The 25327-nt window shown below is 65.6% G+C and carries 33 protein-coding genes; 12 read left to right on the top strand and 21 right to left on the bottom strand.

What is annotated here, in order from left to right; all coding sequences use genetic code 11:
- Positions 1-48: 48 nt before the first annotated feature.
- Together BM002_RS12470 and BM002_RS12465 are read left to right on the top strand one after the other, a co-directional pair.
- Entirely contained in the window at positions 49-927 is an 879-nt protein-coding gene (locus BM002_RS12470; protein ID WP_092781453.1) for an RNA polymerase factor sigma-32, read from the top strand.
- Positions 924-1640, top strand: coding sequence for a ChaN family lipoprotein (locus tag BM002_RS12465; RefSeq protein WP_092781450.1), 717 nt, complete (start codon positions 924-926; stop codon positions 1638-1640). Before BM002_RS12470 ends, BM002_RS12465 begins: the two co-directional genes overlap by 4 nt.
- 4 nt (positions 1641-1644) lie before the next feature.
- Here the strand turns inward: BM002_RS12465 and BM002_RS12460 are convergent, their stop codons facing one another.
- Complete coding sequence (locus BM002_RS12460) at positions 1645-2007, bottom strand: hypothetical protein (protein ID WP_092781447.1); 363 nt, start codon at positions 2005-2007, stop codon at positions 1645-1647.
- A 109-nt stretch (positions 2008-2116) separates the two neighbouring features.
- Here BM002_RS12460 and coaBC point away from each other — a divergent pair, with 109 nt between their 5' ends.
- The 8 genes from coaBC (at position 2117) to BM002_RS12420 (ending at position 9580) form a co-directional block, all read left to right on the top strand.
- On the top strand, positions 2117-3310 hold the full coding sequence (gene coaBC, locus BM002_RS12455) for a bifunctional phosphopantothenoylcysteine decarboxylase/phosphopantothenate--cysteine ligase CoaBC (RefSeq protein ID WP_092781444.1): 1194 nt from the start codon (positions 2117-2119) through the stop codon (positions 3308-3310).
- On the top strand, positions 3307-3771 hold the full coding sequence (gene dut / locus BM002_RS12450; protein ID WP_092781441.1) for a dUTP diphosphatase: 465 nt from the start codon (positions 3307-3309) through the stop codon (positions 3769-3771). The genes coaBC and dut overlap by 4 nt, the downstream gene beginning before the upstream one ends.
- Positions 3768-4820 carry a HesA/MoeB/ThiF family protein gene (locus BM002_RS12445; protein ID WP_092781438.1) on the top strand — a complete coding sequence of 351 codons (1053 nt, stop codon included), beginning with the start codon at positions 3768-3770 and terminating at the stop codon, positions 4818-4820. Before dut ends, BM002_RS12445 begins: the two co-directional genes overlap by 4 nt.
- Before the next feature lie 88 nt (positions 4821-4908).
- Positions 4909-5697 (top strand): transporter substrate-binding domain-containing protein, encoded by a 789-nt coding sequence (locus tag BM002_RS12440; protein WP_092781435.1) that lies wholly within the window; start codon positions 4909-4911, stop codon positions 5695-5697.
- A 21-nt stretch (positions 5698-5718) separates the two neighbouring features.
- A complete protein-coding gene (locus BM002_RS12435; RefSeq protein ID WP_092781432.1) occupies positions 5719-6507 on the top strand; it encodes an amino acid ABC transporter permease in 789 nt (262 codons plus the stop codon).
- Between the two features lie 73 nt (positions 6508-6580).
- The gene (locus BM002_RS12430) at positions 6581-7132 is read left to right on the top strand and encodes a GbsR/MarR family transcriptional regulator (RefSeq protein WP_092781429.1); all 552 of its coding nucleotides are present in this window, start codon (positions 6581-6583) and stop codon (positions 7130-7132) included.
- Entirely contained in the window at positions 7129-8559 is a 1431-nt protein-coding gene (locus tag BM002_RS12425; protein ID WP_245749235.1) for a cytochrome ubiquinol oxidase subunit I, read from the top strand. Before BM002_RS12430 ends, BM002_RS12425 begins: the two co-directional genes overlap by 4 nt.
- A gap of 4 nt (positions 8560-8563) precedes the next feature.
- The gene (locus BM002_RS12420) at positions 8564-9580 is read left to right on the top strand and encodes a cytochrome d ubiquinol oxidase subunit II (RefSeq protein WP_092781423.1); all 1017 of its coding nucleotides are present in this window, start codon (positions 8564-8566) and stop codon (positions 9578-9580) included.
- A 27-nt stretch (positions 9581-9607) separates the two neighbouring features.
- Here BM002_RS12420 and BM002_RS12415 read toward each other — a convergent pair whose 3' ends face one another.
- The 20 genes from BM002_RS12415 to BM002_RS12325 all read right to left on the bottom strand — a co-directional run bounded on the left by BM002_RS12415 (position 9608) and on the right by BM002_RS12325 (position 23339).
- Positions 9608-10663: an ATP-binding cassette domain-containing protein gene (locus BM002_RS12415; protein WP_092781420.1), complete on the bottom strand. Its 1056-nt coding sequence runs from the start codon at positions 10661-10663 to the stop codon at positions 9608-9610.
- Complete coding sequence (locus BM002_RS12410) at positions 10663-11700, bottom strand: ABC transporter permease (protein ID WP_092781417.1); 1038 nt, start codon at positions 11698-11700, stop codon at positions 10663-10665. The genes BM002_RS12415 and BM002_RS12410 overlap by 1 nt, the downstream gene beginning before the upstream one ends.
- A 95-nt stretch (positions 11701-11795) precedes the next feature.
- The gene (locus BM002_RS12405) at positions 11796-12782 is read right to left on the bottom strand and encodes an ABC transporter substrate-binding protein (RefSeq protein ID WP_092781414.1); all 987 of its coding nucleotides are present in this window, start codon (positions 12780-12782) and stop codon (positions 11796-11798) included.
- A gap of 160 nt (positions 12783-12942) precedes the next feature.
- Positions 12943-13752 carry a division plane positioning ATPase MipZ gene (locus tag BM002_RS12400; protein ID WP_092781411.1) on the bottom strand — a complete coding sequence of 270 codons (810 nt, stop codon included), beginning with the start codon at positions 13750-13752 and terminating at the stop codon, positions 12943-12945.
- 176 nt (positions 13753-13928) lie between these two features.
- The gene (rpmE, locus tag BM002_RS12395) at positions 13929-14150 is read right to left on the bottom strand and encodes a 50S ribosomal protein L31 (protein WP_092781408.1); all 222 of its coding nucleotides are present in this window, start codon (positions 14148-14150) and stop codon (positions 13929-13931) included.
- An 11-nt stretch (positions 14151-14161) separates the two neighbouring features.
- On the bottom strand, positions 14162-14536 hold the full coding sequence (gene rplS, locus BM002_RS12390; RefSeq protein ID WP_092781405.1) for a 50S ribosomal protein L19: 375 nt from the start codon (positions 14534-14536) through the stop codon (positions 14162-14164).
- 211 nt (positions 14537-14747) lie between these two features.
- Positions 14748-15533 (bottom strand): tRNA (guanosine(37)-N1)-methyltransferase TrmD, encoded by a 786-nt coding sequence (gene trmD, locus BM002_RS12385; protein ID WP_092781402.1) that lies wholly within the window; start codon positions 15531-15533, stop codon positions 14748-14750.
- 41 nt (positions 15534-15574) lie between these two features.
- Positions 15575-16327 carry a hypothetical protein gene (locus tag BM002_RS12380; RefSeq protein WP_092781399.1) on the bottom strand — a complete coding sequence of 251 codons (753 nt, stop codon included), beginning with the start codon at positions 16325-16327 and terminating at the stop codon, positions 15575-15577.
- Positions 16328-16358: 31 nt separating this feature from the next.
- The gene (rimM, locus tag BM002_RS12375) at positions 16359-16880 is read right to left on the bottom strand and encodes a ribosome maturation factor RimM (RefSeq protein WP_092781396.1); all 522 of its coding nucleotides are present in this window, start codon (positions 16878-16880) and stop codon (positions 16359-16361) included.
- Positions 16877-17059: a hypothetical protein gene (locus BM002_RS19135; protein ID WP_139212362.1), complete on the bottom strand. Its 183-nt coding sequence runs from the start codon at positions 17057-17059 to the stop codon at positions 16877-16879. Before BM002_RS19135 ends, rimM begins: the two co-directional genes overlap by 4 nt.
- Positions 17060-17080: 21 nt before the next feature.
- A complete protein-coding gene (gene rpsP, locus BM002_RS12370) occupies positions 17081-17500 on the bottom strand; it encodes a 30S ribosomal protein S16 (protein ID WP_092781393.1) in 420 nt (139 codons plus the stop codon).
- A gap of 27 nt (positions 17501-17527) precedes the next feature.
- The gene (locus BM002_RS12365) at positions 17528-17824 is read right to left on the bottom strand and encodes a chorismate mutase (protein WP_092781390.1); all 297 of its coding nucleotides are present in this window, start codon (positions 17822-17824) and stop codon (positions 17528-17530) included.
- Between the two features lie 102 nt (positions 17825-17926).
- A complete protein-coding gene (locus BM002_RS12360; protein WP_092781387.1) occupies positions 17927-18529 on the bottom strand; it encodes a GNAT family N-acetyltransferase in 603 nt (200 codons plus the stop codon).
- Positions 18526-19017 carry a GNAT family N-acetyltransferase gene (locus BM002_RS12355; RefSeq protein ID WP_092781384.1) on the bottom strand — a complete coding sequence of 164 codons (492 nt, stop codon included), beginning with the start codon at positions 19015-19017 and terminating at the stop codon, positions 18526-18528. The genes BM002_RS12360 and BM002_RS12355 overlap by 4 nt, the downstream gene beginning before the upstream one ends.
- A complete protein-coding gene (locus BM002_RS12350; protein WP_092781381.1) occupies positions 19014-19346 on the bottom strand; it encodes an NIPSNAP family protein in 333 nt (110 codons plus the stop codon). Before BM002_RS12350 ends, BM002_RS12355 begins: the two co-directional genes overlap by 4 nt.
- Positions 19343-19900, bottom strand: coding sequence for a GNAT family N-acetyltransferase (locus BM002_RS12345; RefSeq protein WP_092781378.1), 558 nt, complete (start codon positions 19898-19900; stop codon positions 19343-19345). Before BM002_RS12345 ends, BM002_RS12350 begins: the two co-directional genes overlap by 4 nt.
- Before the next feature lie 85 nt (positions 19901-19985).
- Positions 19986-20513, bottom strand: coding sequence for a GNAT family N-acetyltransferase (locus BM002_RS12340; RefSeq protein ID WP_092781375.1), 528 nt, complete (start codon positions 20511-20513; stop codon positions 19986-19988).
- Entirely contained in the window at positions 20510-22003 is a 1494-nt protein-coding gene (gene ffh / locus BM002_RS12335) for a signal recognition particle protein (protein ID WP_092781372.1), read from the bottom strand. Before ffh ends, BM002_RS12340 begins: the two co-directional genes overlap by 4 nt.
- Positions 22004-22208: 205 nt before the next feature.
- Positions 22209-22460: a hypothetical protein gene (locus BM002_RS12330; protein WP_092781369.1), complete on the bottom strand. Its 252-nt coding sequence runs from the start codon at positions 22458-22460 to the stop codon at positions 22209-22211.
- A 300-nt stretch (positions 22461-22760) separates the two neighbouring features.
- The gene (locus tag BM002_RS12325; RefSeq protein WP_092781366.1) at positions 22761-23339 is read right to left on the bottom strand and encodes an FMN-dependent NADH-azoreductase; all 579 of its coding nucleotides are present in this window, start codon (positions 23337-23339) and stop codon (positions 22761-22763) included.
- Between the two features lie 213 nt (positions 23340-23552).
- Here BM002_RS12325 and BM002_RS12320 point away from each other — a divergent pair, with 213 nt between their 5' ends.
- The gene (locus tag BM002_RS12320) at positions 23553-24446 is read left to right on the top strand and encodes a LysR family transcriptional regulator (RefSeq protein ID WP_092781362.1); all 894 of its coding nucleotides are present in this window, start codon (positions 23553-23555) and stop codon (positions 24444-24446) included.
- A complete protein-coding gene (locus BM002_RS12315; protein WP_092781359.1) occupies positions 24413-25318 on the top strand; it encodes a DMT family transporter in 906 nt (301 codons plus the stop codon). Before BM002_RS12320 ends, BM002_RS12315 begins: the two co-directional genes overlap by 34 nt.
- The last annotated feature ends 9 nt before the right edge of the window (positions 25319-25327 follow it).

Below are 25327 nucleotides of genomic sequence, written 5' to 3'. Positions count from 1 at the left end.
GAGAAACCGGGCACCCGGTCGGCTTAACCAACCCAGGGGGTTCGCGAGATGGCTTTCGATTTCAGGAGCGACACGTCCATGTCAAGGCGCGCCATGAAGGCGGAATTGCTGGACGCCGAGACAGAACTCCGTCTCGCCTATGCGTGGCGCGACGAGCGATGCGAGGCGAGCCTGCATCGTTTGATCACCGCCTACATGCGTCTTGCGATCTCCATGGCTGCGAAATTCCGGCGTTATGGCGCTCCGATGAATGACCTCATTCAGGAAGCCGGCCTCGGTCTCATGAAAGCCGCCGAAAAGTTCGACCCTGATCGCGGTGTGCGGTTCAGCACCTACGCCGTCTGGTGGATCAAGGCCTCGATCCAGGACCACGTGATGCGCAACTGGTCCATGGTCCGCACCGGTTCGACCAGCAGCCAGAAGTCGCTCTTCTTCAACATGCGCCGGGTCCAGGCCCGTCTGGAACGCGAAGCCGCCGCCGAAGGGGTCATCCTCGACCGTCACACGATGCGCGAGCGCATCGCCAAGGAAGTCGGCGTGCCGCTTCATGACGTCGAAATGATGGAAGGACGTCTTTCTGGGTCCGATTTCAGCCTTAACGCCACGCAATCCTCGGATGACGAAGGGCGCGAGTGGATCGATGCCCTCGAAGACGACAGCGAACAAGCCGAGCAGACCGTAGAGCTCAAGCATGACACCGCAATGTTGCGGGAATGGCTGCTGACGGCACTTTCCGCGCTGAATGAACGCGAGCGGTTCATCGTGCGGGAGCGAAAGCTGCGCGAAGAGCCTCGGACGCTGGAGTCGCTCGGCATCGAATTGTCGCTCTCCAAGGAGCGTGTCCGCCAGCTTGAGGCGGCGGCCTTCGCCAAGATGCGCAAATCGCTTGAAAATGAAAGCAAGGAGGTGTTGGGCTTCCTCGGGTGATCCGGGCGTTTCCCTTCATAGTTCTTGCCAGTGCGGCCTCGGGGCAGGATCTGCCCCGGGCCGATATCTACGTTTTGGGCGAAATCCACGACAATGCGGCGCATCACGTGGTGCAAGCCGATCTGGTCGCCCGGATCGACCCAACCGCCGTAGTGTTCGAGCAATTGACCGATGAGCAGGCGGACCGCATCACACCGGACACGCCCCGTGATGCCGACACCCTTGGCGTTCTGCTTGATTGGGCAGAGAGCGGCTGGCCCGACATATCACTTTATGCGCCGATCATGGCCGCCGGCGGTGCCGTGATCCGGGGAGCCGAGGGCGCACCTGGTGATCTGTCGGCCTATGGACTGGATCAACCCTTGGCAGATGATGAACAGGCGCGGCGCGAAGCCCTGCAAGCCGCCGTTCATTGCGATGCCCTTCCGCCCGACATGCTGCCCGAATTCGTGGCGCGCCAACGGGCCCGCGACGCGCAGTTCGCCGCCCGCACGCTCGAGGCGTTCGATACCTTCGGGCCGCCCGTCGTGCTGATTACCGGGAATGGCCATGCGCGGACCGACTGGGGCGTGCCCGCCGCCATCGCGCGGGTCAGGCCCGAGGTGTCTGTCTTTGCCTTGATCCAGGGCGAGGGCGGAGAGACGCCACCGGGCGACATGACCCTGCAAGCCGAGCCAGAACCACGGCCCGACCCCTGCGACGCCTTCCGCTAGGGTATCATCCGATCCGGTAGCGGGTCGCCGTCGTGCCATCGGGGCGCAGGAAAGCGACCGTATTGCCCATGATCTGCACCGTCTGGCACTCGAATTGCAGCGCCGTCGCGCCAAGGGTTCCGCTGCGGCAGAATTGATCCCCTTCCTGCGTCCAGCTCAGGAACAGCGGCTCGCCCTGCGTTGTACCCGTTCCTGTTCCATCGGCGCTGAGCAGAAGGCTGCCTTGCCCATCGACCTGCGTCAGGGGGCGTCCGACAAGGCTGTCGATGCCGGTCGCGGCGGCGGGGGCGGTGCCGACCGCATCGGGCGTGGCATTGCAGCCGGTCAGCGCCAGGGCCGCCGCAAACAGGATTGCGCATCGGATCACATCATCTCTCCCTCTCGACAGTACCATCCCTTGCTAGTCCGTCCGTCCCGCCCCCGTCAAACCGTCTGCTGGCTGGACGGTCCCGCAGACCTCGCCTAGGTGTCGGTGCATGATGAATGGCAAGAGAATCCTCCTGATCATCGGGGGCGGCATCGCCGCCTTTCGAGCGCTCGACCTGATCCGCCGCCTGCGGGAAAGGGGGGCGAGCGTGACGCCCGTCCTGACACCGGCCGCCGAACATTTCGTGACGCCATTGTCGGTGTCCGCGCTGGCCGCTTCCAAGGTCTACCGCGACCTCTTCGACCTGACGGACGAGGCCGAGATGGGTCATATCGAACTTAGTCGTGCCGCCGATCTGGTGGTGGTGGCGCCGGCCACCGCGAACCTCATGGCGCGAATGGCCCATGGGTTGGCCGACGATCTGGCCGCCACGCTCCTGCTGGCGACCGACAAGCCGGTGATGATCGTGCCCGCCATGAACGTGAAGATGTGGGAGCATCCGGCCACACAGCGCAATCTGGCCACGCTGACCGGCGATGGCATCCGCACCGTCGGGCCCGTCGAGGGTGCCATGGCCTGCGGCGAATTCGGCCCGGGGCGCATGGCCGACGTCCCCGATGTGGTCGCCGCGATCGACGCCTTCTTTTTGGGCGGGCCGCTGGCGGGCAAGCATGTTCTGGTGACCTCCGGCCCCACGCACGAGCCGATTGACCCGGTGCGCTATATCGCCAACCGCTCGTCGGGGGCGCAAGGTACGGCGTTGGCCGCGGCCCTCCGTGATCTGGGCGCGCGGGTGACATTCGTCACCGGCCCCGCCGATGTGCCGCCCCCCGCAGGCGTCGACGTCCGGCGGGTCCAGACGGCGCGCGACATGCTTCAGGCAGTGCAGGCGGCCCTGCCTGCCGATGTGGCCGTGATGGCCGCCGCCGTGGCCGACTGGCATGTGTCGAATGCCAGCGGCTCCAAGATGAAGAAGGACGGCAGCGGGGCCGCGCCGGCGCTCGCCTTTGCCGAAAACCCCGACATCCTCGCCTGGGTCAGCAGGGCGGCGAACCGGCCTAGCCTGGTGGTGGGTTTCGCCGCCGAAACGGATAATGTGCTGGCCCATGCCACGGCCAAGCGCGCCCGCAAGGAATGCGACTGGATCGTCGCCAACGACGTGTCGCCCGCAACCGGCATCATGGGCGGGACAGAGAACGCCATCACCCTGATCACGGCGGAAGGGGCCGAGGATTGGCCGCGCCTCACCAAGGACGAGACCGCGCGCCGCCTGGCCCTCCGGATCGCCGAGGCGCTGGCATGACCGTGCTGATCCGCGTGACGCGGGCCGAGGGGGCGGACGCCGCACTGCCCTTGCCGCAGTACGAGACGGCGGGCGCGGCAGGGGCCGACCTGCGCGCGGATACCGGCGGCGAGACGATCACCCTGGCCCCCGGTCAGCGTCAGCTGATCCAGACCGGCTTGCGCGTCGCCATTCCCCAGGGCTACGAGATGCAGGTCCGGCCCCGTTCGGGCCTGGCGCTCAAGCATGGCGTGACGCTGGCGAACGCCCCGGGCACCATCGACAGCGACTATCGCGGGCCGCTCGGCGTGATCCTGGTCAACCTCGGCACCGAGGCCTTCGACGTGAGCCACGGCATGCGCATCGCCCAGGCCGTCGTCGCCCCCGTTGTCACCGCGACCTTCGTCGCTGTCGACGATCTGGACCAGACCACGCGTGGGGAGGGTGGGTTCGGCTCCACCGGGACGGACGCCCGGGCATGATCCTCGTCCTGCTCATGGCGGCGGCCATCTGGGGCCTTGGCATGGTCATGAAGACCCCGGTCCAGGCGCGGTTCCTGATGCTGGCGCTTCTGTATGTGGCGGTCCTTTTCGTGCAGTTCGCCTTGCCCGATGGTCATCCCCTGCGCGCGCAATTGGGGGGCGGGCCGGAGCAATGGCTGATCCTGGGCGGATTGGTCGCGGCGTTTCTGGCCTACCGCGCGGTTCTGGGTCGGGTCCGCAATCTGGCGCGCGCGTCCGAGACTGTCCAAAGCGCCGAAACCCCTGCACCCGAAGGGCCGTTCCGCGATGTGGAGCTGGAGCGCTATGCCCGCCACATCGTCCTGCGGGAGATCGGCGGCCCGGGTCAGCGACGCCTGAAAGAGGCGCGCGTTCTGGTCGTGGGGGCAGGGGGGCTCGGCTCGCCCGCGCTGCTGTATCTTGCGGCGGCGGGTGTGGGAACGATCGGGGTGATCGACGACGACGTGGTCAGCCTGTCGAACCTGCAACGCCAGATCGTCCATACGGACGCGCGCAGCGACACGCCCAAGGTCTTCTCCGCCGAGATCGGGATGCACGCCATCAATCCGCATGTGACCGTCCGCCCCTACAACCGGCGGCTGACGGCGGACATCGCCGAGGAGCTGTTCGGCGATTTCGACCTGATCCTTGACGGCTCCGACAGTTTCGCGACACGGCAACTGGTCAATGCCGCTGCCGTCGCCGCCGGCCGGCCGGTCATCGCGGGTGCCATCACACAGTGGGAGGGACAGGTGACGATCTACGATCCCGCCGGTGGCGCCCCCTGCCTCGCCTGCCTGTTCCCCGGGGCGCCCGCGCCCGGCCTTGCGCCATCCTGCGCCGAGGCGGGGGTGGTGGGTGCGTTGCCGGGGATCATCGGGTCGGTCATGGCGCTTGAGGCGATCAAGGACATCACCGGGGCGGGCACAACCCTGCGCGGCGCGATGCTGCTCTGGGACGGGCTTGACGCCGACACGCGCCGGGTGACGGTCAAACGGCGGGCGAATTGCCCCGTCTGTGGCGATATCTGACCCTTGCATCTGGTCGGTGGCACGACCGGCCCTTGTGCCCGGCCCCATCCGGTGCATCATTCCGCATCCAACTCAGAGGAGCTGCCCCATGAAAACCCTCGCCCTTGCTGCCATGCTCGGCCTTGTCGCCCCGGTCGCCTTCGCCGACGGTCACCTGCCCGATCTCGGTGGCCAGACCGTCGTGATTGCCACCGAAGACGCCTATCCCCCGCTCCAGTTCAAGGACCCGGCCACGGGCGATGCCATCGGGTGGGAGTACGACGCCATGGCCGAAATCGCCGAGCGCCTGAACATCACCGTGGAATACGAAAAGATCAGTTGGGATGCGATGATCCCGGCGGTGTCCGAAGGCCAGATGGACCTTGGCATGACCGGCATCACGATCCGCGACGACCGCAAGGAAGTGGTCGATTTCTCGGATGCCTACATGCGTTCCGAGATGGTGATGATGGTGCGCGGTGACGAAGACCGGTTTGCCGATGCCGCCAGCTTTGCCGCCGATCCCGACCTTCTGATGGCCGCGCAGCCCGGCACCACGCCGTTCTACGTGGGCGTCTATGATGTGCTGGACGGCGATGAGGCGAACCCCCGCATCAAGCTGTTCGAGACCTTCGGCGCGACGGTTCAGGCGCTGCGCGCAGGCGATGTCGACCTGATCCTCACCGATGGCACGGCGGGCAATGGCTATGTCGAAGCGTCGAACGGCGGTCTCAAGATCATCGGCGAGACACTGGGAACCGAGGATTTCGGCTTCATCTTCCCCAAGGGGAGCGCGCTGGTCGAGCCCATGAATGCCGCCATCGCCGACATGAAGGCCGACGGGACGATCGACGCGCTCAACAAGAAGTGGTTCCTCGACTTCAAAGTGGGGGGCTGATCCCCCCGGGATCTGCGCCTGATGCGTCGCACATCCAACGGGGAAGACGATTTCCCTTGGTGGTTGCTGGCTGTGGCCGTCCTTCTGGGGACGGCCTATGTCGTGGTGCTGGTCGACGATGGCACGCGACAGGTCCTGTCCACGCTGCGCAAGGGGGTCTGGATCACGGTCTTCGTGACGGTGGTCAGCTTTGCCGCCGCTTCCCTTCTGGGACTGGCCCTCGCGCTAATGTCGTTGTCGCAGTCGGTGATCCTGCGTCAAGTCGCCCGCTTCTATATCGAGATCATACGCGGCATCCCGATCCTCGTCCTGCTCCTCTATGTCGCTTTCGTCTTTGCGCCGGGCTTGGTGGCGCTATGGAACTGGGCGGGTTTGCCCGAGGTGCGGACACGGGATTTTCCGCTGCTCTGGCGGGCGATCCTGGCGCTGGTCATCGCCTATTCGTCGTTCATCGCCGAGGTTTTCCGCGCCGGTCTGCAATCGGTCGACCCGGGCCAGATCGAGGCAGCCAAGTCATTGGGTCTCAAGCGGTTTCAGCGGTTTCGCCACATCGTCTTCCCGCAGGCCGTTCGCACGATCCTGCCACCGCTCGGCAATGATTTCGTGGCGATGGTCAAGGATTCCTCGCTCGTCTCGGTCGTCGGCGTTCTGGACATCGCGCAGATCGGCAAGGTCACTGCCGCGGGCAATTTCCAGTATTTCGAGACCTACAACGTCGTCGCTTTGCTCTATCTGACGATGACCATCATTCTCAGTCTGGGCCTGCGCCGACTGGAGCGACGATTGGGAGAGTTCGACACGCGCCGCTAAGTTGTCGCACCCCCCTTTACCCCGTGGTTCAAGGCGATACATGCATTTCAGAAATTACTGAAATGACGGAATCATGACGCTGACACCGCTGCAACAGGACTTTATCCTGCATTTCGGAGAGATGGGAAACCGGTGGGGGATCAATCGCACCGTGGGCCAGATCTATGCCCTGCTGTTCCTGTCCGAGGCGCCGCTCAATGCCGAGGACATCACCACCGCCCTGTCGATCAGTCGCTCGAACACGTCCATGGGCCTCAAGGAGTTGCAGAGCTGGAACCTCGTCCGCCTGCGCCATGTACAAGGTGACCGCCGGGACTATTTCACCACGCCCGACGACCTGTGGGAGATCGTGCGGACCCTGATCGCGGAACGCCGCAAGCGGGAAATCGACCCCACCCTGACCAAGCTGCGCGAGCTCGAGATGCAGGGGCCGCAAGGCGACCCCTATGCCGAGGCGCGCATCGCCGAATTGCGGGAGCTGATCGAGATGATGACCCAGTTCCACGATGAGATGAACCGGCTGGAGACCGAACGTCTGGTCCAGCTGATGACCATGGGTCGCAAGTTGGGCGGACTGCTCGACAAGGCGCCCAATCTGAACCCGTTCCGGAGGAAAAAAGCATGATGGACACCCTGATCCTGAGCCGCATCCAGTTCGCGGCCAACATCTCGTTTCACATCCTGTTCCCGACGATCACCATCGCGCTCGGCTGGTTCCTTCTGTTCTTCAAGCTGCGCTTTCAGTGGACGGGCGAATTGAAGTGGATGGAGGCTTACCGTTTCTGGGTGAAGGTTTTCGCGCTTTCGTTCGCCATGGGTGTGGTGTCGGGCATCACCATGTCGTTCCAGTTCGGCACCAATTGGCCCGGCTTCATGGAAAGCGTGGGCAACATCGCGGGGCCGCTTCTGGCCTATGAGGTGATGACGGCCTTCTTCCTCGAAGCGGTATTCATCGGCATCATGCTGTTTGGCTTTTCCCGCGTGCCGGGGTGGCTCCATACACTTGCAACCTTCCTCGTGGCCTTCGGGACGACCATGTCGACCTTCTGGATCATCGTGCTGAACAGCTGGATGCACACGCCCCAGGGGTTCGAGATGATCGACGGCGTGGCCCATGCGACCGACTGGTGGGCCATCATCTTCAACCCGTCGATGCCGTATCGCCTGATCCACATGCTGCTGGCATCCGGCCTGACCGTCGCCTTCCTGATCGCGGGCATCTCGGCCTATCGCTGGCTGCGCGGCGACCGCAAGGACTCGGTCCGCTCCTCGATGCGGGTGGCGCTCGGGTTCGCGGCGCTGCTGATCCCGGCCCAGATTCTGATGGGCGATTTCCACGGCCTGAACACGCTGGAGCATCAGCCCCAGAAGGTCGCCGCCATGGAAGGCAACTGGGAGACGCAGGGCAACGTCCCGCTGGTTCTCTTTGCCCTGCCGAACGAGGAGACGCGGTCCAACGATTTCGAGATTTCGATCCCGAACCTTGCCTCGATCATCCTGACCCACGACCCGGCGGGCGTCGTGCCCGGTCTGAACGATTTCGTGGCGGAAGATGGCACGGTCCTGCACCCGCCGGTCGGCAAGGTGTTCTGGTCGTTCCGCGTGATGGTCGGCACGGGCATGGCCATGCTGGTGCTCAGCTGGCTGTCGGTCGCGCTGATGATGCGCAAGGACGATCAGGGCCGTCGCTTCCGGATCAACCGCCTGCCCAAGCCGATGCTGATCGCGCTGGTGCCCATGGCGCTGTCGGGATGGGTCGCCACCCTTGCGGGCTGGTACACGACCGAGATCGGGCGTCAGCCGTGGCTGGTTCAGGGTGTCCTGACCACCGAAGCCGCAGTCGCCGATGTGCCCGCCCCCTTGGTCCTGTCGACGCTGATCGGCTATCTGGTCATCTATGCGGTGCTGCTCTTGGCCTATATCGGCGTGATCCTGTACCTCGCGACCAAGGCGCGGCACGACGAACCCCTCGAAAGCCTGACGCCCGCTTCGGGCGAGGCCATGGTCGACATCATCGCGCGCGAAGATCGCGGCGCGGTCCCGGCGGAGTAGCGACATGGAACTGTTCGGATATCTGCCGGAAATCTGGTTGCCCTTCGTCTTTGCCGCCCTCATGGGTGGATCGATCCTGCTCTATGTGATCCTTGACGGCTACGATCTGGGGGTCGGGATCCTGACCCCCTTCGCCGCCGACGATCAGGAGCGGGACATGATGGTCGCCTCCATCGGCCCGTTCTGGGACGCGAACGAGACCTGGCTCGTGCTGGCGATCGGCCTGCTGCTGGTTGCTTTCCCGTCGGCGCATGGCCTGATCCTGACGACGCTGTACCTGCCGGTGTTCTTCCTTCTGGTCGGGCTGATCCTGCGGGGCGTGTCGTTCGAATTCCGCGTCAAGGCCCGGGCCAAGTATAAAAACCTCTGGAACTGGATGTTCTTCGCCGGGTCCCTGATGGCGACGCTGGCGCAGGGGTTCATGCTCGGCCTCTACGTGATGGGGCTGGAAATCACGGCCGGAACGCTGGCCTTCGCGGTGCTCTGTGCCTTGGCGCTGACCCTCGGCTATGCCTTCATCGGGGCGACCTGGCTGATCCTGAAGGGCGAGGGCGTGTTGCAGCGCGATGCCGTCAGATGGGCGCGCAACTGCATCTGGGGCCTTGCTGCCGGGATCGGGGCGATTTCGCTCGCCACGCCGCTGGTGTCGCCCCGCATCTGGGAGCGGTGGTTCGTCTGGCCCGACATGCTCTGGCTGTCGCCCCTGCCGATCCTGTCGCTGGCGCTTCTGGCGTTCCTGTGGCGGTCGCTCGCGTCCCTGCCGCGCAGCGATGACAAGGGGGCCTGGGGGCCGTTCGTCTCGGCCCTGGGCCTGTTCACCTTGGCGTTCCTCGGGCTGGCCTACAGCTTCTATCCCTACGTCGTCCCCGAAAAGCTGACCCTCTGGGAGGCGGCGAGCGCGCCAGAAAGCCTGATGATCATCCTCATCGGCGCGCTCTTCGTGGTGCCGACGATCCTGGGATATACGGCGCTTGCCTATTGGGTGTTCCGGGGCAAGACGAAGACCCTGCGCTACTACTGAGGCGGGGTCTTCGGCGTTCGGGTGGTGTCAGGCCACCTGGCGCGCGGGGTCCGCGGCCTCGACCGGGACCAGTGCGATGACGAGGTCGCGCATGTGCAGAAGGCCGACCTGCTTGCCATCCCGCATGACGCGGTAGTGCAGGTTGGTATCCCCACCCGACAGGGCGATGACCGACTCCAGGTTCTGGTCCCACTGGACCTCACCGGCAAGGCCCGATCCCTCGCGCTCGGTTTCCTCCATGACCGACGCCACGCGCAGCACCCGGGCGCGGTTGATGTCGGCGATGAAGTCGATGATGTAGGGATCGTTCGGATGCAGCAGGATATCCTGCGGCTCCCCCTGCTGGACGATGGCGCCGTCCTTCAGGATCACCAGATGGTCGGCCAGCTTCAACGCCTCGTCCAGATCATGGGTGATGAAGACGATGGTCTTCTGCAACTCGCGCTGCAATTCCAGCAGAAGGTCCTGCATGTCGGTGCGGATCAACGGGTCGAGCGCGCTGAAGGCTTCGTCCATCAACATGATCTCGCTGTCGGAAGACAGGGCGCGGGCGATGCCGACACGTTGCTGCATGCCGCCCGAAAGCTGTGCCGGGTAGTGGCTGCCATAGCCGCCAAGTCCGACCCGCTTGAGCCATTTGTCCCCTTCGGTCGCCCCCACCGACGCCCCTTCGCCGCGCACGATGCGGGACATGCCGGCGTTTTGCAGCACGGTGCGATGCGGAAACAGGGCGAACTTCTGGAACACCATCGACATCGTGTTCTGGCGCAGCTTGGCGAGGCGTGGCTGATCATAGGCCAGCACGTCCTCGCCGTTGACGATGACTTCGCCCGCCGTGGGTTCGATCAGGCGGTTGAGGTGCCGGATCAGGGTGGATTTCCCCGATCCCGACAGCCCCATGATGACGGTGATCTGGCCCGCCTGCATGTCGACGTTGATATCCTGGAGGCCGAGCACATGGTTGTAATCGGCCAGCAGCTCTGGCTTGCCCATGCCCGCGCGGACCTTTTCCAGTGCCATCTTCGGGTTGGGGCCGAAGATCTTGTACAGGTTGCGGATCGAGATCTTGATATTGTCGGTCATCAGCGCGCGCTCGAGTCGATGCGGCCAAGTGCGGCCTTGGTGGAGCGGTCGAGGACGACCGCGAGAAGGACGATGCAGAAGCCCGCGACCAGGCCCACGCCCAGTTCCAGGTTTCGGATGCCCGCCAGAACCTTGACGCCCAGTCCCGGGGCCGAGACCAGCGAGGCGATCACGACCATGGCGAGCGACATCATGATGGTCTGGTTGATGCCCGCCATGATGTTGGGCAGGGCCAGCGGCACCTGCACGCCCCAGAGTTTCTGTCGTTTCGACATCCCGAAGGCGTCGGCCGCCTCGATCACGTCCTTGTCGACCAGGCGGATGCCCAGATCGGTCAGGCGGATCACCGGCACGATGGCATAAAGGATGATCGCGATGCCGTAGAGCTTCGATTCCGTGACCGAGAACAGGTAGATGAGCGGGATCAGGTATACGAAGGTCGGAAGGGTCTGGAGCATGTCCAGAACCGGGATGGCCATCCGTTGCAACGTGTTCGACCGCGACATGGCGATGCCGATGGGAACCCCCAAAGCGACGGATATGATTGTGCAGACGAACACGATCGACAGCGTCTGGATCGCGTCGTGATAAAAATCGATGAACGCCATGAACACGAAGGTTGCAGCCACGAGGACGGTGACGCCGACCTTGCGCGACGCGAACCAGGTCAACGCGACGAGCAGCGGGATCATGATGAACCAGGGAACCGCCTGAAACGTGTCGAGTGCGGCATCCAACATCCAGCTGAGCGGTTGCGTCAGCGGGTCGAGGACGACTTTCAACGGATCCTTGAGCGCCAGAAAGCCCTGCTCCACCCCTTCGGTCATGTCGCGGGACCGCGGGACGGCGTCGCAGGATTTGTTCAGGGCATCGAGGGACGGGAACGGCAAGTCCAGGATCGACGTCTCGGGGGCATTGCCGGAAGCCTGGGCCATCAGCTCGGCCATGGTCATGGGCTTTTCCGCAGCCCCCTCCACTCCGCTGTTGCACCAGTTTTCAAGGCCAGTCGCCTCGAACAGCTTGTCGTATGTGGCCATCGTTTTCCCCGGACGTTCATTCTTCTTGCGGCGCAGATCATGCTGCTGCCCGATGTGAAAGCGGGCCCTTCCGGGCCCGCTCCTGTCGTATCAGATCACTTGATCAGACCGGCCAGCTTTTCGCGGGCCGCATCGTTCACCCAACCGGACCAGACGTCCGAATAGTTCGTCAGGAAGTAGACCGCCGTCTCGTCCGGCGAGGCGTTGTTCGCTTCCTGCCAGGCGAGGATGGTGTTCATCTGATCGTTGGTGAAGGTGAGGTTGGTCATCAGCTCGGCCAGGTCGGGGTGATCCGTGGCAAAGCTGGTCGTGACGACCGTCTTCACGGGACCGACCGGATAGGACGACATGCCCACGTCTTCGCAATCGGGATCCGAGTTGCAGGTGTGGGCTTCCTCGTTGTACTCGCCGAGGTCGACCATGGTCATGTCGTACTTGCCCAGAACGCTGGTCGGCCCCCAGTAGTAGCCGAGCCAGGGCTCCTGGTTCTCGACGGCGGATGCGATCGAGGTTGCCATCGTCTCGCCCGAGCCGTGCTGGAAGATCTCGAATCCCGCGCCTTCCAGGTCAAGCGCCCGGATGATGCCCGCGTTCGTGTTCTTGCAGCCCCAGCCTTCGGGACACTGGTGGAAGCGACCGCCGACCAGGTCGGGGTTGGCCAGAAGGCCTTCCAACGTTGTCAGCTCGGGGTGGGCTTCGGCGAGGTAGGTGGGGATCCACCAACCCTCGACGCCGCCGGGCAGCAGGACGTCGGTCAGGGTCGTGATCGTGCCCGCCTCGGACAATTCCTTGTAGGCGGGGGTGCCGTTGATCCACAGCTCGGTGACGATGTCGGGCTTGCCCGTCTCGGAGACGGAAGCCAGCGACGGCGTGGTCGAGGACGGCACCTTGGTGACGTCGCAGCCATAGCCCTGCTCCATCAGGAACGAGGCGACGCTGGTGACAACTGCGGCCGAGGCCCAGTTCATTTCGGTGATCGTGATCTCACCGCAGGCGGCGTGGCCGTCTGCCTGTGCGGCACCCGCGAACATCGCGGTCGCCGATGCGGCGGCGAAGGCCGTCGTAATCAGAAACTTCTTCATTTTTCCACTTCTCCCTGTCGTGGATCGTGACCGGCGCCGTGGTGGGGCTCCGGGGCCGTTCTTTGCGGACGGCTCACATTAGCTGCGCGTTGATGCGCGGGCTATCCATAGCGTCGCAAGGCCCGCGAGGGAGGTCAACCAGCTATTGCGACGCAGGAAGTTAGAAAACGACATCCACGCCGGGAAGGTTCAACGCCTTGATCAGGTCGCGAACTTCTTGGCGTGCGGCGACATTCGACAGGTTCAGATTGGCAACGCCGATGTCCTTGAGGTCCAAAAGCGTCATCCCGCGCGGAAAGAGTTCGCGAAAAATAACGCGTTCCGTGAAGCCGGGCGCCACGCGGAAGCCGATCCGCTTGGCCAGATCCTCGAGCGCCTGCCCCATCTTGCGCTTGTTGTGCATCTCCTGCGCCCCGAGTCGGTTGCGCAGGACGATCCAATCGATCGGCTTCAGCCCCGCCTTGGCGCGCAGCTGGCGGGCATGCCAGACCATCTCGGAATAGACCGAGGGCCCAAGGATCTTGGAGGAGTCGGGGTCGATCCGGGCCAGAAGGTCAAAATCGACGAAACTGTCGTTGAGCGGCGTGACCAGGGTGTCGGCCAGGCTGTGGGCGACCTGACTGAGCCGCGTGTGGCTGCCGGGGCAGTCGATGATGATGTAATCGCTGGTTTCTTCCAGCTTGGCGACCGCCAGGCTCAGCGATTTGTCGAACGGGTTCTCGCCCTCGGCCAGGTCCGCGCGGTCGACCTTGGGCAAGCCCATGACGTCGGGGCTGGGCAATTGCACGCCGTGGCGCGCGCCGTATTCGGCACGGTTTTCGAGGTATCGCGTGAACGTCCGCTGCCGAAGGTCGAGGTCCAGCGCGCCGACACGTTGCCCGGCCCGCACCAGCGCCGTCGCCGTGTGCATGCAGGAGGTCGACTTGCCCGAGCCCCCCTTTTCGTTTCCGAAAACGATGATATGCGCCATGTTCCGGCCCCTGCGTTTTCTTTTGGTCTTATCGCTTCGGCAGGGTCTTGCCTAGGCGATGCGAATCGCTTGGCGCGTGAAACCGCGAAGGTTTGGCAAAAAGGGCGCGTTTGCCCATCCCGCAAACGAAAACGCCGCCCCGAAGGGCGGCGCATCCGGACAAGACGGGGCGTCGATCAGAAGCCGAGGCCCGCGTACTTGTTCTTGAACTTCGACACGCGGCCGCCGGTGTCCATCAGGCGCGAGGTGCCGCCGTTCCAGGCCGGGTGGACCGAGGGGTCGATGTCGAGCGACATCTGATCGCCTTCCTTGCCCCAGGTCGATTTCATCTGGACCACGGTGCCATCGACCAACTTGACGTCGATGAGGTGGTATTCGGGATGCAGATCCTTTTTCATCGGGTCTCTCCTCAGGCCTTGGGGGCGCGGTAGTTGGTCTGCTCGACGATCCGGGCCGACTTGCCGCGACGCGTGCGCAGATAATACAGCTTCGAGCGGCGAACGCGACCGCGACGCACAACCTCGATGTTGTCGATGTTGGTCGAGTGGAGGGGGAACACACGCTCCACGCCCTCGCCGAAGGAAATCTTGCGGACCGTGAACGACCCGGCGATGCCGGACCCGTGCTTGCGGCTGATGCAGACGCCTTCGTAGTTCTGAACCCGGGTGCGGGTTCCTTCGGTGACCTTGAAGCCGACGCGAATCGTGTCGCCGGCCTTGAAGTCGGGAATGTTGTTGCCGAGAGCGGCGACTTGTTCCGCCTCGATCTGTGCGATCAGGTCCATCGGACCCTCCTATGATACGACGCGGTTTGCCCGCGGATGATGTCCTGCACCTTTGCGGCGCGGCTTTTCTTTGTTTTGCGGCCCGAACGGGTCCGGCCAATGCAGAGCGCCCCGGCGGGCCGGGGCGGTACATCGTGGGGGGCGATTACATCGGGACCGCCCTTTGCGCAAGGGGCCAGGGGCCGATCCCGCGCCAAAGCGCGCGGGGATTTCAGCGGGCCGTCGGGTCGCGGTACGCGGCCCAGAGATCGGGGCGCCGCTCGCGGGTCAGCGCCTCGGCCTGTTCGCGCCGCCAGGCGGCCACCTTGCCGTGGTTTCCCGACAGCAGAACCTCGGGGATGGGGCGACCCTGCCATTCGGCGGGCTTGGTGAATTGCGGATGCTCCAGCAGCCCGTCCGAGAAGCTTTCCTCTTCGGTCGAGGCCATGTTTCCGAGGACCCCCGGCAACAGGCGGACCGTCGCATCGAGCAGGGCCTGGGCCGCGATCTCGCCCCCGGTCAGGACGTAGTCACCCATCGACACCTCGGTCATCGCGTAGTGGTCGAGGACGCGCTGATCGACCCCCTCGAACCGCCCGCAAAGAAGGGTGACGCCGGGCCCGGCGACCAGTTCGCGGGCCATGGCCTGAGTGAAGGGCGTGCCGCGGGGGCTGAGATAGATCATCGGGCCGGGGCCGCGCGCCGCCTCCAGCGCCGGGCCCACGACATCGGCGCGCAGCACAAGGCCCGCGCCGCCACCGGCGGGCGTGTCATCGACGCTACGGTGCTTGGTCAGCCCGAAGCGGCGCAGGTCCGTCGCCGCCAGCTCCCAAAGCCCGTCCTTGAGTGCTGTGCCCGTCAGGCTGTGCCCCAGAACGCCCGGGAAAGCCTCGGGGAACAAGGTGACCACCCGCGCCTGCCACGCACCGACACGGGACCTCTCGGCCATCAGGTCGCGGGGCTGCCCCGAGGCGCGGATGGTTTTCATACCAAGGGAACGGGAGGGCGTATCGGTCATGCCCGGCCCTTACCGCGCCGGCACGGGGCGGGGAAGGGCCGTCAGCAGGGAGAGACGCTGGCAGTGATGTTCAGGCTTTCGCAGATCGTGTTTATGATCCCACCCGTTATGCTGCCATGCAGGAAGGCGATATCGAACAGGAACAGGAAGATGACCCCGGCAAAGATGCTGTAGCCATAGCCGACGAAGTCCCCGGTCAGCAGGATCAGCAACCAATCCTGACCCGCGACGTACCAGCTTGCCGCCAGAAGGACGGTCAGCGTCATCAACCCCGACACCAGCAGCAGGTGCTTGGCCGCCCGCCCCTTGAAGGCCGACAGGCCAAGGGCGGCGGCAAAGAGGGCGAGGTTCGTCGCCGCGAAGATCGTCAGCGACCACAAAAGGCCGTCCCTGCGCTCTTCGAATTTCTCTTTCACCCAAGGCTCCGCCTTGTCCAGCAAGGGCGCCAGAACGCGGGGCAAGCCTTCGGTGACGGCGCAATCGTCGCAATCGCCGCCCACCACCTTGCCGACCCAGGGAACCAGACGGTCGCGCAGGGCGGCTTCGGCATCGTCGGCCCGGTCCAGCGCCCGTTCCGCCCCGCTGGCCAACAGGCGTTCGGTCAGAGTGCCTTCGTCGCCAGCGGCAAGTTCGGTCAAACGGTCACGGGTCTTCTCCGCCACATCCGCCGCGACGAAATCGCCGACCCGGGTCGCCAGATCGCCGGGGGCATATTGCACCCAGAGCAGCATGGCAGCGAAGAGGATCGACCCGAACAGGGTCACGACAAGGTTCAGACGGCGTGCGGTTTCCATACCTCAAGCATCGGAAGTCGCGGCTGACGTTTCAAGTCTCGGGGTCGCCTTCGTCCGAAAACAATCCGGCGGGCGGGTCGATCACGACACGCCGGGCTTGCAGGTCGACCGTCGGAACGATGGCGCGTGTGAAGGGGACCAGAACGGAGGCACCGCCTTGCGCCCGCACCTCCAGCAGGTCGCCCGCGCCATGGTCGTGGACGGCATGGATGCGGCCCAGATCGACGCCGCCCGTATCAACCGCCGTCAGACCGATCAGGTCGGAATGGTAGTATTCGTCGTCCGCGAGGTCTGGCAGGGCCGTGCGGGGGGCCCAGAGGCGTCGGCCGCGCAGGGCATCGGCGGCCTCCTTGTGGGGGACGCCGGACATGCGGACGGCATAGCCGCCCTTGATGGGGCGCAGGACGGTCACCTTGTACTGTCGGCCCGTGTCGTCGGTCAGCGCGCCGTAGTCGCCGATGGAGGCGGGATCGGCGCAGAAGCTCTTGACGCGGGCTTCGCCCTTGACGCCGTAGCTGCCCATGACGGCGCCGAGGCAGACGTGGTCTTTCATGACAGGGCTCCGATGACAGAGGCAAGCAGGACGAGCGCGGCCAACAGGCCCAGACCGATCCGGCGCAGCCCGGGTCGTTCCGACTGAATGATGAACACCACGGCCAGCACGGCGACAAGAAGGCCAATGGCAAGGGCAGCGATGGTGAGATGCGCCATGGTGGCAAGACGGCGACCCACGGGGGGCCGCCGTCCAAACCCTTATTCCGAAGCGGTTTCTTCGGCTGCGGCCTCTTCTGCCGGAGCAGCTTCCTCGGCCGGGGCGTTGGCGGCTTCTTCGGCGGCGGCGGCTTTCTCGGCCTTTTCCTTGGCGCGGTCCTGGGCGGCTTTGCCCGGCTCGCCCTTCTTGAGGTTGGCGCGCTCTTTCTTGGGCAGGACGCCGGCGGTCTCGAGGAAGCGCGACACGCGGTCGGTCGGCTGTGCACCCTTGTCGAGCCAGTACTGGACGCGCTCCATGTTCATCTTGACGCGATCCTCGGAGTCCTTGGGCAGGAGCGGGTTGTAGGTGCCCAGCTTCTCGATGAAGCGGCCGTCGCGGGCCATGCGGCTGTCGGCGGCGACGATCGCGTAATGCGGGCGCTTCTTGGAGCCGCCGCGGGCGAGACGAATTTTCATAGCCATGGTGTATTTTCCTTTGTTTGGCGTATCTTACGATTGATGAGTCCGGTGATGACGGATGACTTCCTCGATCACGAAACCGAGGAATTTCTTGGCGAAGTCGGGGTCGAGTCCGGCTTCTACGGCGAGCTTTTCAAGCCGCGCGATCTGTTGGCCTTCGCGGTCGGGGTCCGACGGCGGAAGGGCGTGTTCTGCCTTGAGCCTGCCGACGGCCTGGGTATGGGCGAAGCGTTCGGCGAGGGTGTAGACCATCACGGCATCGAGGCGGTCGATGCTGGCGCGATGCTCCTTGAGAAGCGTGGCGGCGCGGGCGGCGGAATCGGTCATGAGGCCCTCCGGGACTGGGGGAAATCGAGGTATGATCCACGTCGGATGCACGTCGGATATGCGTCGGACGCGAAGGCGGCGGCGTGGCTGGTGGGTGTCAGGTCAGTCAACGGGCATCCCCTCGGGCCGGAGTTTCGGGTCGGCATAATGCGCGATCTCGCGGGCGATGCCGTAGGCCAGCTGCGTGTCGACCAGGGCGGCGGGCGCGGGATGGCGATAGACGACGTCGTTGCCGTCGACCGTCGCCGCCTCCGGGTCGCGCCGCGCGCCCAGGCGTTCGCACAGGCGGATCGAGTCGAGGTGCTTGGGGTCCACATAGCTGACCGCTGTGGTCCAGCCCTGACCATAGAGATGGCGGCGCACGGCATCCGTCGCCTCGAGCGCATAGCCCTGACCTGCGGCGGCGGGCCAGATGATCCAGGCGAGTTCGCGCTCGGGCCAGCCGGCCGGTTGCCAGCCCCCGGCCATGCCCAGGGTCGCGTCGGTCACGCGGTCATGGATCATCCACATGCCAAAGCCGCGAATGTCCCAATGTCCGATCTCGGCGGCATAGAGCATCCACGCCTCGTAGGTGTTGAGCGGGCCGCCCATGAAGCGCGAGCGATAGCTGGCGAAGGTCGCCTTGAAGTTGGGATAATCTCCCGGCTCGGGGCCCCGCAGGACCAGGCGCCGGGTGTTGAGAACGGGGATCGCGGCGCGGGTCATGCGGCGGCCTCGCGGTGCAACCAGACCTTGCATTCGGGGGCGTGGGCAGCGTGTTCGCCCGTATCGACGGCCCCCAGACGGTCGGCAACCCGCTCGGACGCGTCGTTGCGCGGGTCGATGTTGCTGACCACGCGCGACCAGCGCGCCCCGGCCCAGGCGAGGGCCGCGCGGGCGGCTTCGGTGGCAAAGCCCCGACCCGTGGCGGAAAACAGCGACCAGCCCAGTTCCACATCGCGACGCCCGGCGGGCAGATGAAAGCCGCAGGTTCCGATGCAGCCGTTGCCGTCGTCCAGTGCCCACCAGCCGAAGCCGCGCAGGTGCCAATGGCCGACATCGTTGGACAGCACCTTCCAGGCGCGCGTCTCGTCCAGCGGGCCGCCGATGATCTCGGACCGGGGCGAGGCATAGAAGGCGGCATAGGCCGCGTGGTCCCGAAGTTCGGGCAGGCGCAGGGTGAGCCGCGCGGTCGTCAGGGTCGGGACGGTCACAGGCCAAGTTCCTCAGGGGAGGCGCCTTGCAGGAGCGGACGCTCGAAGGTGCGGTCGTAGCGGCGGATGCAGCCGGTGTCGCGCGCGAAGGCATAGACGCGCTGGCATTCCGGGTCGGCGTCCATGCGGGCGCGGTAGTCTTCGTAAGCGGCCAGCGACGCGAAGGAGAAGTGGCAGGAGGCGCGGTCGTTGGCCCCTTCGTGCGGCATGAAATAGCCGTGGTGGGTTCCGCCGAGACGAGTCACCAGATGGATCCAGGCCTTGGCGTAAATCTCGAATTCGGCGAGCTTGTCGGGGTCGAGTTCGTAGTGGACGGTGCAGGTGATCATGCGGTCGTCCCCCAATGGCGCCAGACAGTGATCTGACCGTCCAGCAGCGTGCCGTCCGGACGCGCGCCAAGGCGGCGGGCCAGACGTTCGGACCGGGCGTTGCCGGGGGCGATGTAGCTGACCAAGGAGGGCAGGGCGAGCGTCTCGCGGGCGAAGTCGCGGGCGGCGCGGGCGCCTTCGTGGGCCAGGCCCATGCCTTCGAACGGGGCGCAGAGCAGCCAGCCCAATTCGTGTTCACGGTCGCCCGGTTCGGTGCCGATCAGGATGAATCCCGCCACATGGCCCCCGGCCTCCATCGTCCACATGCCGTGGCCGCGCAGAAGCCAGGTGGCCGTCATGCCGCAAAAATCGGACCAGCTTTCGGCTTCGGTCGAGGGGCCGCCCTCGAATTCGGCGCGCGCGCTGCCGGTGATGGAATGGAGCGCGTCGTAGTCGGTCAGGCGCGGCGCGCGCAGGACCGCGCGGGGCGTCTGCAGCACGGGCACGGCGGCCTCCAGTGCGGCGGCACGGGCGGCGGCGGCGGGGGCCACGGGGATGGTGCGGGGCGCGATCATGGGGCGATGGTCCGCGTGTGGCGGACGCCGGGGGCTCTGCCCCCGGACCCCCGGGATATTTCTGCCGAGAAGAAGACGGACGCGGTCATGCGGCCTCCGGGGCGGGGTGCCGCCAGATCGTCATGTCGCCGTACATGGCGTGGGAGAAGGTCCCGTCCGGGCGGCAGTCGAGGCGTTCGGCCAGGGCGATGGACCGGCTGTTCGCGTTGGAAACCAGGCTGATGATCGTCGACCAGCCCAGGGTGTCGTAGGCAAAGGCGCGGGTGGCGCGGGCGGCTTCCTGCGCGATGCCGCGACCTTCGGCCTGGGCAAAGACGGACCAGCCGATTTCGGGTTCGGGCCAGTCGTCGGGATGGAAGATGCCCACCACGCCAAGCGGCGCGTCATCGGCCCGGTCGGCCACGATCCAGCGGCCATAGCCGCGCAGCGCCCACTGCCCCGCCAATGCGGTGAACTGCCCCCAGGCCGTTGTGCGGTCGACGGGGCCGCCCAGGTGGGCCATCTGCGTGCTGGCGCGGAAATCGGCGAATGCGTCGAAATCCGCGAGCCGGGGGGCGCGCAGGGTCAGACGCTCGGTCGTGAGCGTGGGGATATGGAAGTCGGTTCCGGTCACTTCTTCTTGCCGAAGCCGCCGAGACCACCCAGACCGGGCAGGCCGCCGCCCATGCCGGGCATGCCCGGCAGGCCTTTCATCGAGCCGAGTTGGCGCGACGCGGCCTCCAGTTCGGCGGGGTCCATCTTGGACGGGTCGGGCAGGCCGCCCTTGCCGCCCATCATCGACATCGCCTTCTTCAGCATGCCGCCCTTGCCCATCTTCTTCATCATGTCGCCCATCTGGCGCTGCATCTTGAGAAGCTGGTTCAATTCGCTGACCTCGAGGCCCGCGCCCTTGGCGATGCGTTTCTTGCGGCTGGCCTGCAAGAGTGCGGGGTTGGCGCGTTCCTTCTTGGTCATGGAGTCGATGAGGGCGATCTGACGCTTGAGGATGCTGTCATCCAGACCCGCGCCGTCGATGGCCTTCTTCATCTTGCCCATGCCGGGCATCATGCCCATCATCCCTTCCATGCCGCCCATCTTCTGCATCTGCTGCAGCTGAGCCTTGAGGTCGTTCATGTTGAAGAGCCCCTTCTGGAAGCGCTTCATCATGCGCTCCTGGGCCTCGACCTCCATGACTTCCTGGGCCTTCTCGACCAGGCTGACGATGTCGCCCATGCCGAGGATGCGGCCGGCGATGCGGCTCGGCTCGAAGGTTTCGAGGGCGTCCATCTTTTCGCCCATGCCGACGAAGCGGATGGGCTTGCCGGTGACGGCGCGCATGGACAGGGCGGCACCGCCGCGTCCGTCGCCGTCCATCCGGGTGAGCACCACACCGGTCACACCGACCTTGGCGTCGAATTCCTGCGCCACCTCGACGGCGACCTGGCCGGTCAGGCCGTCGACCACCAGCAGCGTCTCGCGCGGCTGGACGGCGGCATGGACCTGCGCCACCTCGTCCATCAGCACCTGATCGATCTGGAGCCGACCGGCGGTGTCAAGAAGGTAGACGTCATAGCCACCCAGGGCCGCCTGCGTCTTGGCGCGCTTGGCGATGTCGACGGGACGCTGGCCCGGAACGATGGGCAGGGTGTCGACGCCGATCTGGGTGCCGAGGATCGCCAGCTGTTCCATGGCGGCCGGGCGGTTCACGTCGAGCGACGCCATGAGGACGCGCTTGCCCTCCTTCTCGGTCAGGCGCTTGGCCAGTTTGCCGGTGGTGGTCGTCTTGCCCGACCCCTGAAGGCCGACCATCAGGATGGGGGACGGCGGGTTGTCGATCTTGAGGGGGGGCAGCCCTTCCTCCCCGGCCAGGACGTTCTGGAGTTCGTCGTGGACGATCTTGATGACCTGCTGGCCCGGGGTGATCGACTTGGTGACGGCGGCGCCGGTGGCCTTGGCGGTGACGCGCTTGACGAAATCGCGCGCGACTTCCAGCGAGACATCCGCCTCGAGCAGGGCCACGCGGACCTCGCGCATGGCGGTGCGGACGTCATCCTCGGACAGGGCGCCCTGTTTGGTCAGGCGGTCAAAGACGCCGCCAAGGCGGTCTGACAGGCTCTCGAACATCGCGTCTCTCCTCGGGTTGCGAGACCCCGATGTGGGGTCGCGCGGCGAAATGCACAAACGCCCCCGTGGGCGCGATGCGCTGACGGAGGGCGATCCCCGCACCGGCGGGGACCGGAAGGCCGAGCTTCCGGAATTGCGACGCGGATACGCAGGGCGAGACGCCGAGTCAAGGCGGTCTGCCTCGCGGACGGGACGTCCGACCCGGTCAGACGTCGCCCGGTTCGCCGGTGTCGGCCCGTTGCACCCTTGTCACGAAACTTTGGTCAAGCTGAGGGGGGACGTGCAGGGCCGTGTTGCGGTCACCTGCCACGGGTTGCGGCATGACGACCGACCGGACGATGTCGGGCCATGTGCCAGACGTTTTCAAGCATTTTCGCCACGCCGTCGGGCGCATCTGGAAGGTCATCGCTTCGGACAGGGCCACCGGGACGATGGTGCGCGATGGCAAAACCGACATGGATATCGGCGCGAAAGAACCTTCGCCCCGGGCGTCCGGTTCGCAAGGCCCTCAGAGAGAGGCCGGGCCAACCTGGCGCCCCGTGACGGGCCACAGTTTTCCGCTCGCGTGGACATCGTCGACACCGATCTCCGGTCGTCGATCCGGAGGCGGGGCGGGCAGCCTGCCCGCCGGTGCCTCGGCGCGACCGGCGGAACAGTTGAGCATTTATCTATCCTGCCGCGCCTCCGGGACGGGCGCGGCAATCCGGCCTTGCACCAAGCGCGTCACGGTGACCGGACGCGATCGGTCGGTGCAATGTCAGGCGGCAAGCGTCTCGATCTGCGACTCCGCCTGCGTCTTCGATTCGTCGCCAAGAACCGCAAGCTGATCGGCGGCGATGAAGGTCACATCGGTGATGCCGATGAAGCCGAGGATGTGGCGCATGTAGGGGGTCGCGAAGTCGATCTCCGACCCGACCTTCGTGCCGCCCGAGGCGACGGCCACGATGGCGCGCTTGCCCTCCAGCAGGCCGACGGGGCCCGTTTCGGTGTATTTGAACGTGACACCGACGCGGCAGACCAGGTCGATCCAGGCCTTGAGGCTGCCCGGAACGGTGAAGTTGTAGATCGGCACGGCGATCAGGATCGTATCGGCGGCCTGCAATTCGGCCACCAGTTCGTCGGACAGGGCCAATGCGGCCTTCTGCGCCTCGGTCCGCTGGTCACTGGGTGTGAAATTCGAGCCGACCCAGGTTCCATCGATCTGCGGGACGGCGGCGCGGCCAAGGTCGCGGCGGTTGGTCGCCTTGCCGATCCTCGCCTCGATCTGGTCGAGAAGGGACGCGGTGACGGAGCCTTCGGGTTTGGCGGACGTGTCGATACGGAGGATGTGGGGCATGGGATCGGTCCTTTGAACGGGTTGCCCAACCAATGTGTCCTTTGCGTTTGCGAACGCAATTGAGCCAGATCTCAGAGTCTCTGTGCGCAATTGCAGATTCCAAACCCTTGACGTCCCCGCGGGATGGAAGCGCGCCGATTTCCGATAGCGGACTGGAAAGCCTGCCGCGCAGATGATAGCGACAGGACAGGTGTTTGGTGGAGAAATGCACAGATGGCATTCAATGATTGGGACGAGGTCCGGACGGCGTTTCAGGTGGCCCGACTGGGAACGGTTTCGGGCGCGGCCCAGGCCCTCGGCGTGCATCATGCCACGGTGATCCGCCACATCGACAGTCTGGAACAGAAGCTGGAAACCAAGCTGTTTCAGCGACATGCCCGGGGCTATACGCCGACCGAAGCGGGCAACGACCTGTTGCAGGTCGCGCAGTCGACCGACGATCAGCTGGCGCAATTGGCCAACCGCATCAAGGGTCGCGGCAACGAGGTGACGGGCGAGTTGATCATCACCTCCATTGCCGTGCTGGCCCCGCTGCTGTCCCCGGCACTGGCCGCCTTCCGGGAGGAGCATCCCGATCTGCGGGTCAAGTTCCTGACCGACGAGCGGGTGTTCCGGCTGGAATACGGCGAGGCGCATGTGGCCGTGCGCGCGGGCTCCCCCCCGGATCAACCCGACAACGTGGCGCAGAAGTTCTATAATCAGGGGTTCGCGCTTTACGCTTCCAAGGATTACGTGGAGCGCCACGGCATGCCCGAAAGCCTGGAGGATGTCGGCAACCATGTCTTCATCGGATCGGCCGACGACACGCCCCGCGCGCCATTCTTTGCCTGGCTCAAGGCCAACGTCCCGGCGGCGAACATCGGGTTTCAGGTCAATCAGGTGACGGCGATCGCCCCGGCGATCCATGCGGGCATCGGCATCGGATTTTCGACCACCTGGGCCGAGGCCGGACGCGACGATGTGGTGCAGGTCTTCGCGCCGCGCCCCGAGTGGAACAGCCAGCTCTGGCTGGTGACCCACGTTGATCTGCACCGCACGGCCAAGGTCCAGACCTGTCTGAGCTTCCTGAAGGAATGGGCAAAACGCTGGCCGGCGCAGGAAGCCTGACGCCGACCCGTCAGGGGCATCTGGCGATGCTTCTGTTCTCGGCGCTGGTCGCCGGGTCGTTTCCGCTTGGCGCGGCGGCGGCCAACGATATCGCGCCGTTGGCCCTGAACGCCGTGCGGTTCGCGCTGGCCTCGGTCGTGATCGGGGGCGTCGTGATCTGGCGCGGGGCGGGGTCGCGGGCGGCGCTGGCCGCACCCTGGCGCTACGCGGTTCTGGGCGGCATCTTCGCCATCTATTTCGTCCTGATGTTCGAGGGGCTGAAGACGGCGGCCCCGGTGTCGTCGGCGGCGGTCTTCACCCTGACCCCGATCATGGCGGCGGGCTTCGGCTGGCTTCTGTTGCGACAACGCACGGGCCTGCGGGTGGCGGGGGCGCTGGCCCTGGGGGCCACGGGCGCGCTCTGGGTCATCTTTCGCGCTGATATAGCGGCGCTGCTGGCCTTCGACATTGGCCTCGGAGAGCGGATCTTCTTTGTCGGCTGCGTGGCCCACGCGATCTATACGCCGCTGGTGCGACGGCTGAACCGGGGCGAAAGCGCGCTGGTCTTCACCTTCGGCACGCTGGTGGCGGGGACAGCCGTGTTGGTCGTGGTGGGCGCGCCCGCGATCGGGGCGACCGATTGGGGCAACCTGCCGCCGCGCGTCTGGGTGGCGGTCGTCTATACGGCGGTCTTCGCCTCGGCCGCGACCTTCACCCTGTTGCAGTTCGCTACGCTGCGCCTGCCCGCGTCGAAGGTGATGGCCTATACCTACCTCGTGCCCGCCTGGGTGACGGTCTGGGACATGGCCCTGGGGGCATCTGCCCCGCCCTTGGGCGTGCTGGCCGGCGTGGCATTGACCGTTCTGGCGCTGCTGCTGTTGCTGCGTGACTGAGGGGTCAGC

It is taken from the genome of Jannaschia pohangensis, from assembly GCF_900113875.1.
GTDB lineage: Bacteria > Pseudomonadota > Alphaproteobacteria > Rhodobacterales > Rhodobacteraceae > Jannaschia > Jannaschia pohangensis.
This window is presented reverse-complemented; position numbering and strand designations above follow the sequence as displayed.

Bases quoted from the DNA above. Each gene is read 5' to 3' on its own strand.
- BM002_RS12410 (WP_092781417.1), bottom strand. From the start codon at position 11,700: ATGGCCACATACGACAAGCTGTTCGAGGCGACTGGCCTTGAAAACTGG.
- BM002_RS12345 (WP_092781378.1), bottom strand. From the start codon at position 19,900: ATGATCGCGCCCCGCACCATCCCCGTGGCCCCCGCCGCCGCCGCCCGT.
- BM002_RS12425 (WP_245749235.1), top strand. From the start codon at position 7,129: ATGATGGACACCCTGATCCTGAGCCGCATCCAGTTCGCGGCCAACATC.
- BM002_RS12405 (WP_092781414.1), bottom strand. From the start codon at position 12,782: ATGAAGAAGTTTCTGATTACGACGGCCTTCGCCGCCGCATCGGCGACC.
- BM002_RS12440 (WP_092781435.1), top strand. From the start codon at position 4,909: ATGAAAACCCTCGCCCTTGCTGCCATGCTCGGCCTTGTCGCCCCGGTC.
- BM002_RS12420 (WP_092781423.1), top strand. From the start codon at position 8,564: ATGGAACTGTTCGGATATCTGCCGGAAATCTGGTTGCCCTTCGTCTTT.
- rplS (WP_092781405.1), bottom strand. From the start codon at position 14,536: ATGGACCTGATCGCACAGATCGAGGCGGAACAAGTCGCCGCTCTCGGC.
- rpsP (WP_092781393.1), bottom strand. From the start codon at position 17,500: ATGGCTATGAAAATTCGTCTCGCCCGCGGCGGCTCCAAGAAGCGCCCG.
- rpmE (WP_092781408.1), bottom strand. From the start codon at position 14,150: ATGAAAAAGGATCTGCATCCCGAATACCACCTCATCGACGTCAAGTTG.
- dut (WP_092781441.1), top strand. From the start codon at position 3,307: ATGACCGTGCTGATCCGCGTGACGCGGGCCGAGGGGGCGGACGCCGCA.
- BM002_RS12365 (WP_092781390.1), bottom strand. From the start codon at position 17,824: ATGACCGATTCCGCCGCCCGCGCCGCCACGCTTCTCAAGGAGCATCGC.
- BM002_RS12470 (WP_092781453.1), top strand. From the start codon at position 49: ATGGCTTTCGATTTCAGGAGCGACACGTCCATGTCAAGGCGCGCCATG.
- BM002_RS12380 (WP_092781399.1), bottom strand. From the start codon at position 16,327: ATGGAAACCGCACGCCGTCTGAACCTTGTCGTGACCCTGTTCGGGTCG.
- coaBC (WP_092781444.1), top strand. From the start codon at position 2,117: ATGATGAATGGCAAGAGAATCCTCCTGATCATCGGGGGCGGCATCGCC.
- BM002_RS12445 (WP_092781438.1), top strand. From the start codon at position 3,768: ATGATCCTCGTCCTGCTCATGGCGGCGGCCATCTGGGGCCTTGGCATG.
- trmD (WP_092781402.1), bottom strand. From the start codon at position 15,533: ATGACCGATACGCCCTCCCGTTCCCTTGGTATGAAAACCATCCGCGCC.
- BM002_RS12360 (WP_092781387.1), bottom strand. From the start codon at position 18,529: ATGACCCGCGCCGCGATCCCCGTTCTCAACACCCGGCGCCTGGTCCTG.
- BM002_RS12330 (WP_092781369.1), bottom strand. From the start codon at position 22,460: ATGTCGGTTTTGCCATCGCGCACCATCGTCCCGGTGGCCCTGTCCGAA.
- BM002_RS12315 (WP_092781359.1), top strand. From the start codon at position 24,413: ATGGGCAAAACGCTGGCCGGCGCAGGAAGCCTGACGCCGACCCGTCAG.
- BM002_RS12350 (WP_092781381.1), bottom strand. From the start codon at position 19,346: ATGATCACCTGCACCGTCCACTACGAACTCGACCCCGACAAGCTCGCC.
- BM002_RS12430 (WP_092781429.1), top strand. From the start codon at position 6,581: ATGACGCTGACACCGCTGCAACAGGACTTTATCCTGCATTTCGGAGAG.
- BM002_RS12400 (WP_092781411.1), bottom strand. From the start codon at position 13,752: ATGGCGCATATCATCGTTTTCGGAAACGAAAAGGGGGGCTCGGGCAAG.
- BM002_RS12325 (WP_092781366.1), bottom strand. From the start codon at position 23,339: ATGCCCCACATCCTCCGTATCGACACGTCCGCCAAACCCGAAGGCTCC.
- BM002_RS12320 (WP_092781362.1), top strand. From the start codon at position 23,553: ATGGCATTCAATGATTGGGACGAGGTCCGGACGGCGTTTCAGGTGGCC.
- rimM (WP_092781396.1), bottom strand. From the start codon at position 16,880: ATGAAAGACCACGTCTGCCTCGGCGCCGTCATGGGCAGCTACGGCGTC.
- BM002_RS12415 (WP_092781420.1), bottom strand. From the start codon at position 10,663: ATGACCGACAATATCAAGATCTCGATCCGCAACCTGTACAAGATCTTC.
- ffh (WP_092781372.1), bottom strand. From the start codon at position 22,003: ATGTTCGAGAGCCTGTCAGACCGCCTTGGCGGCGTCTTTGACCGCCTG.
- BM002_RS12435 (WP_092781432.1), top strand. From the start codon at position 5,719: ATGCGTCGCACATCCAACGGGGAAGACGATTTCCCTTGGTGGTTGCTG.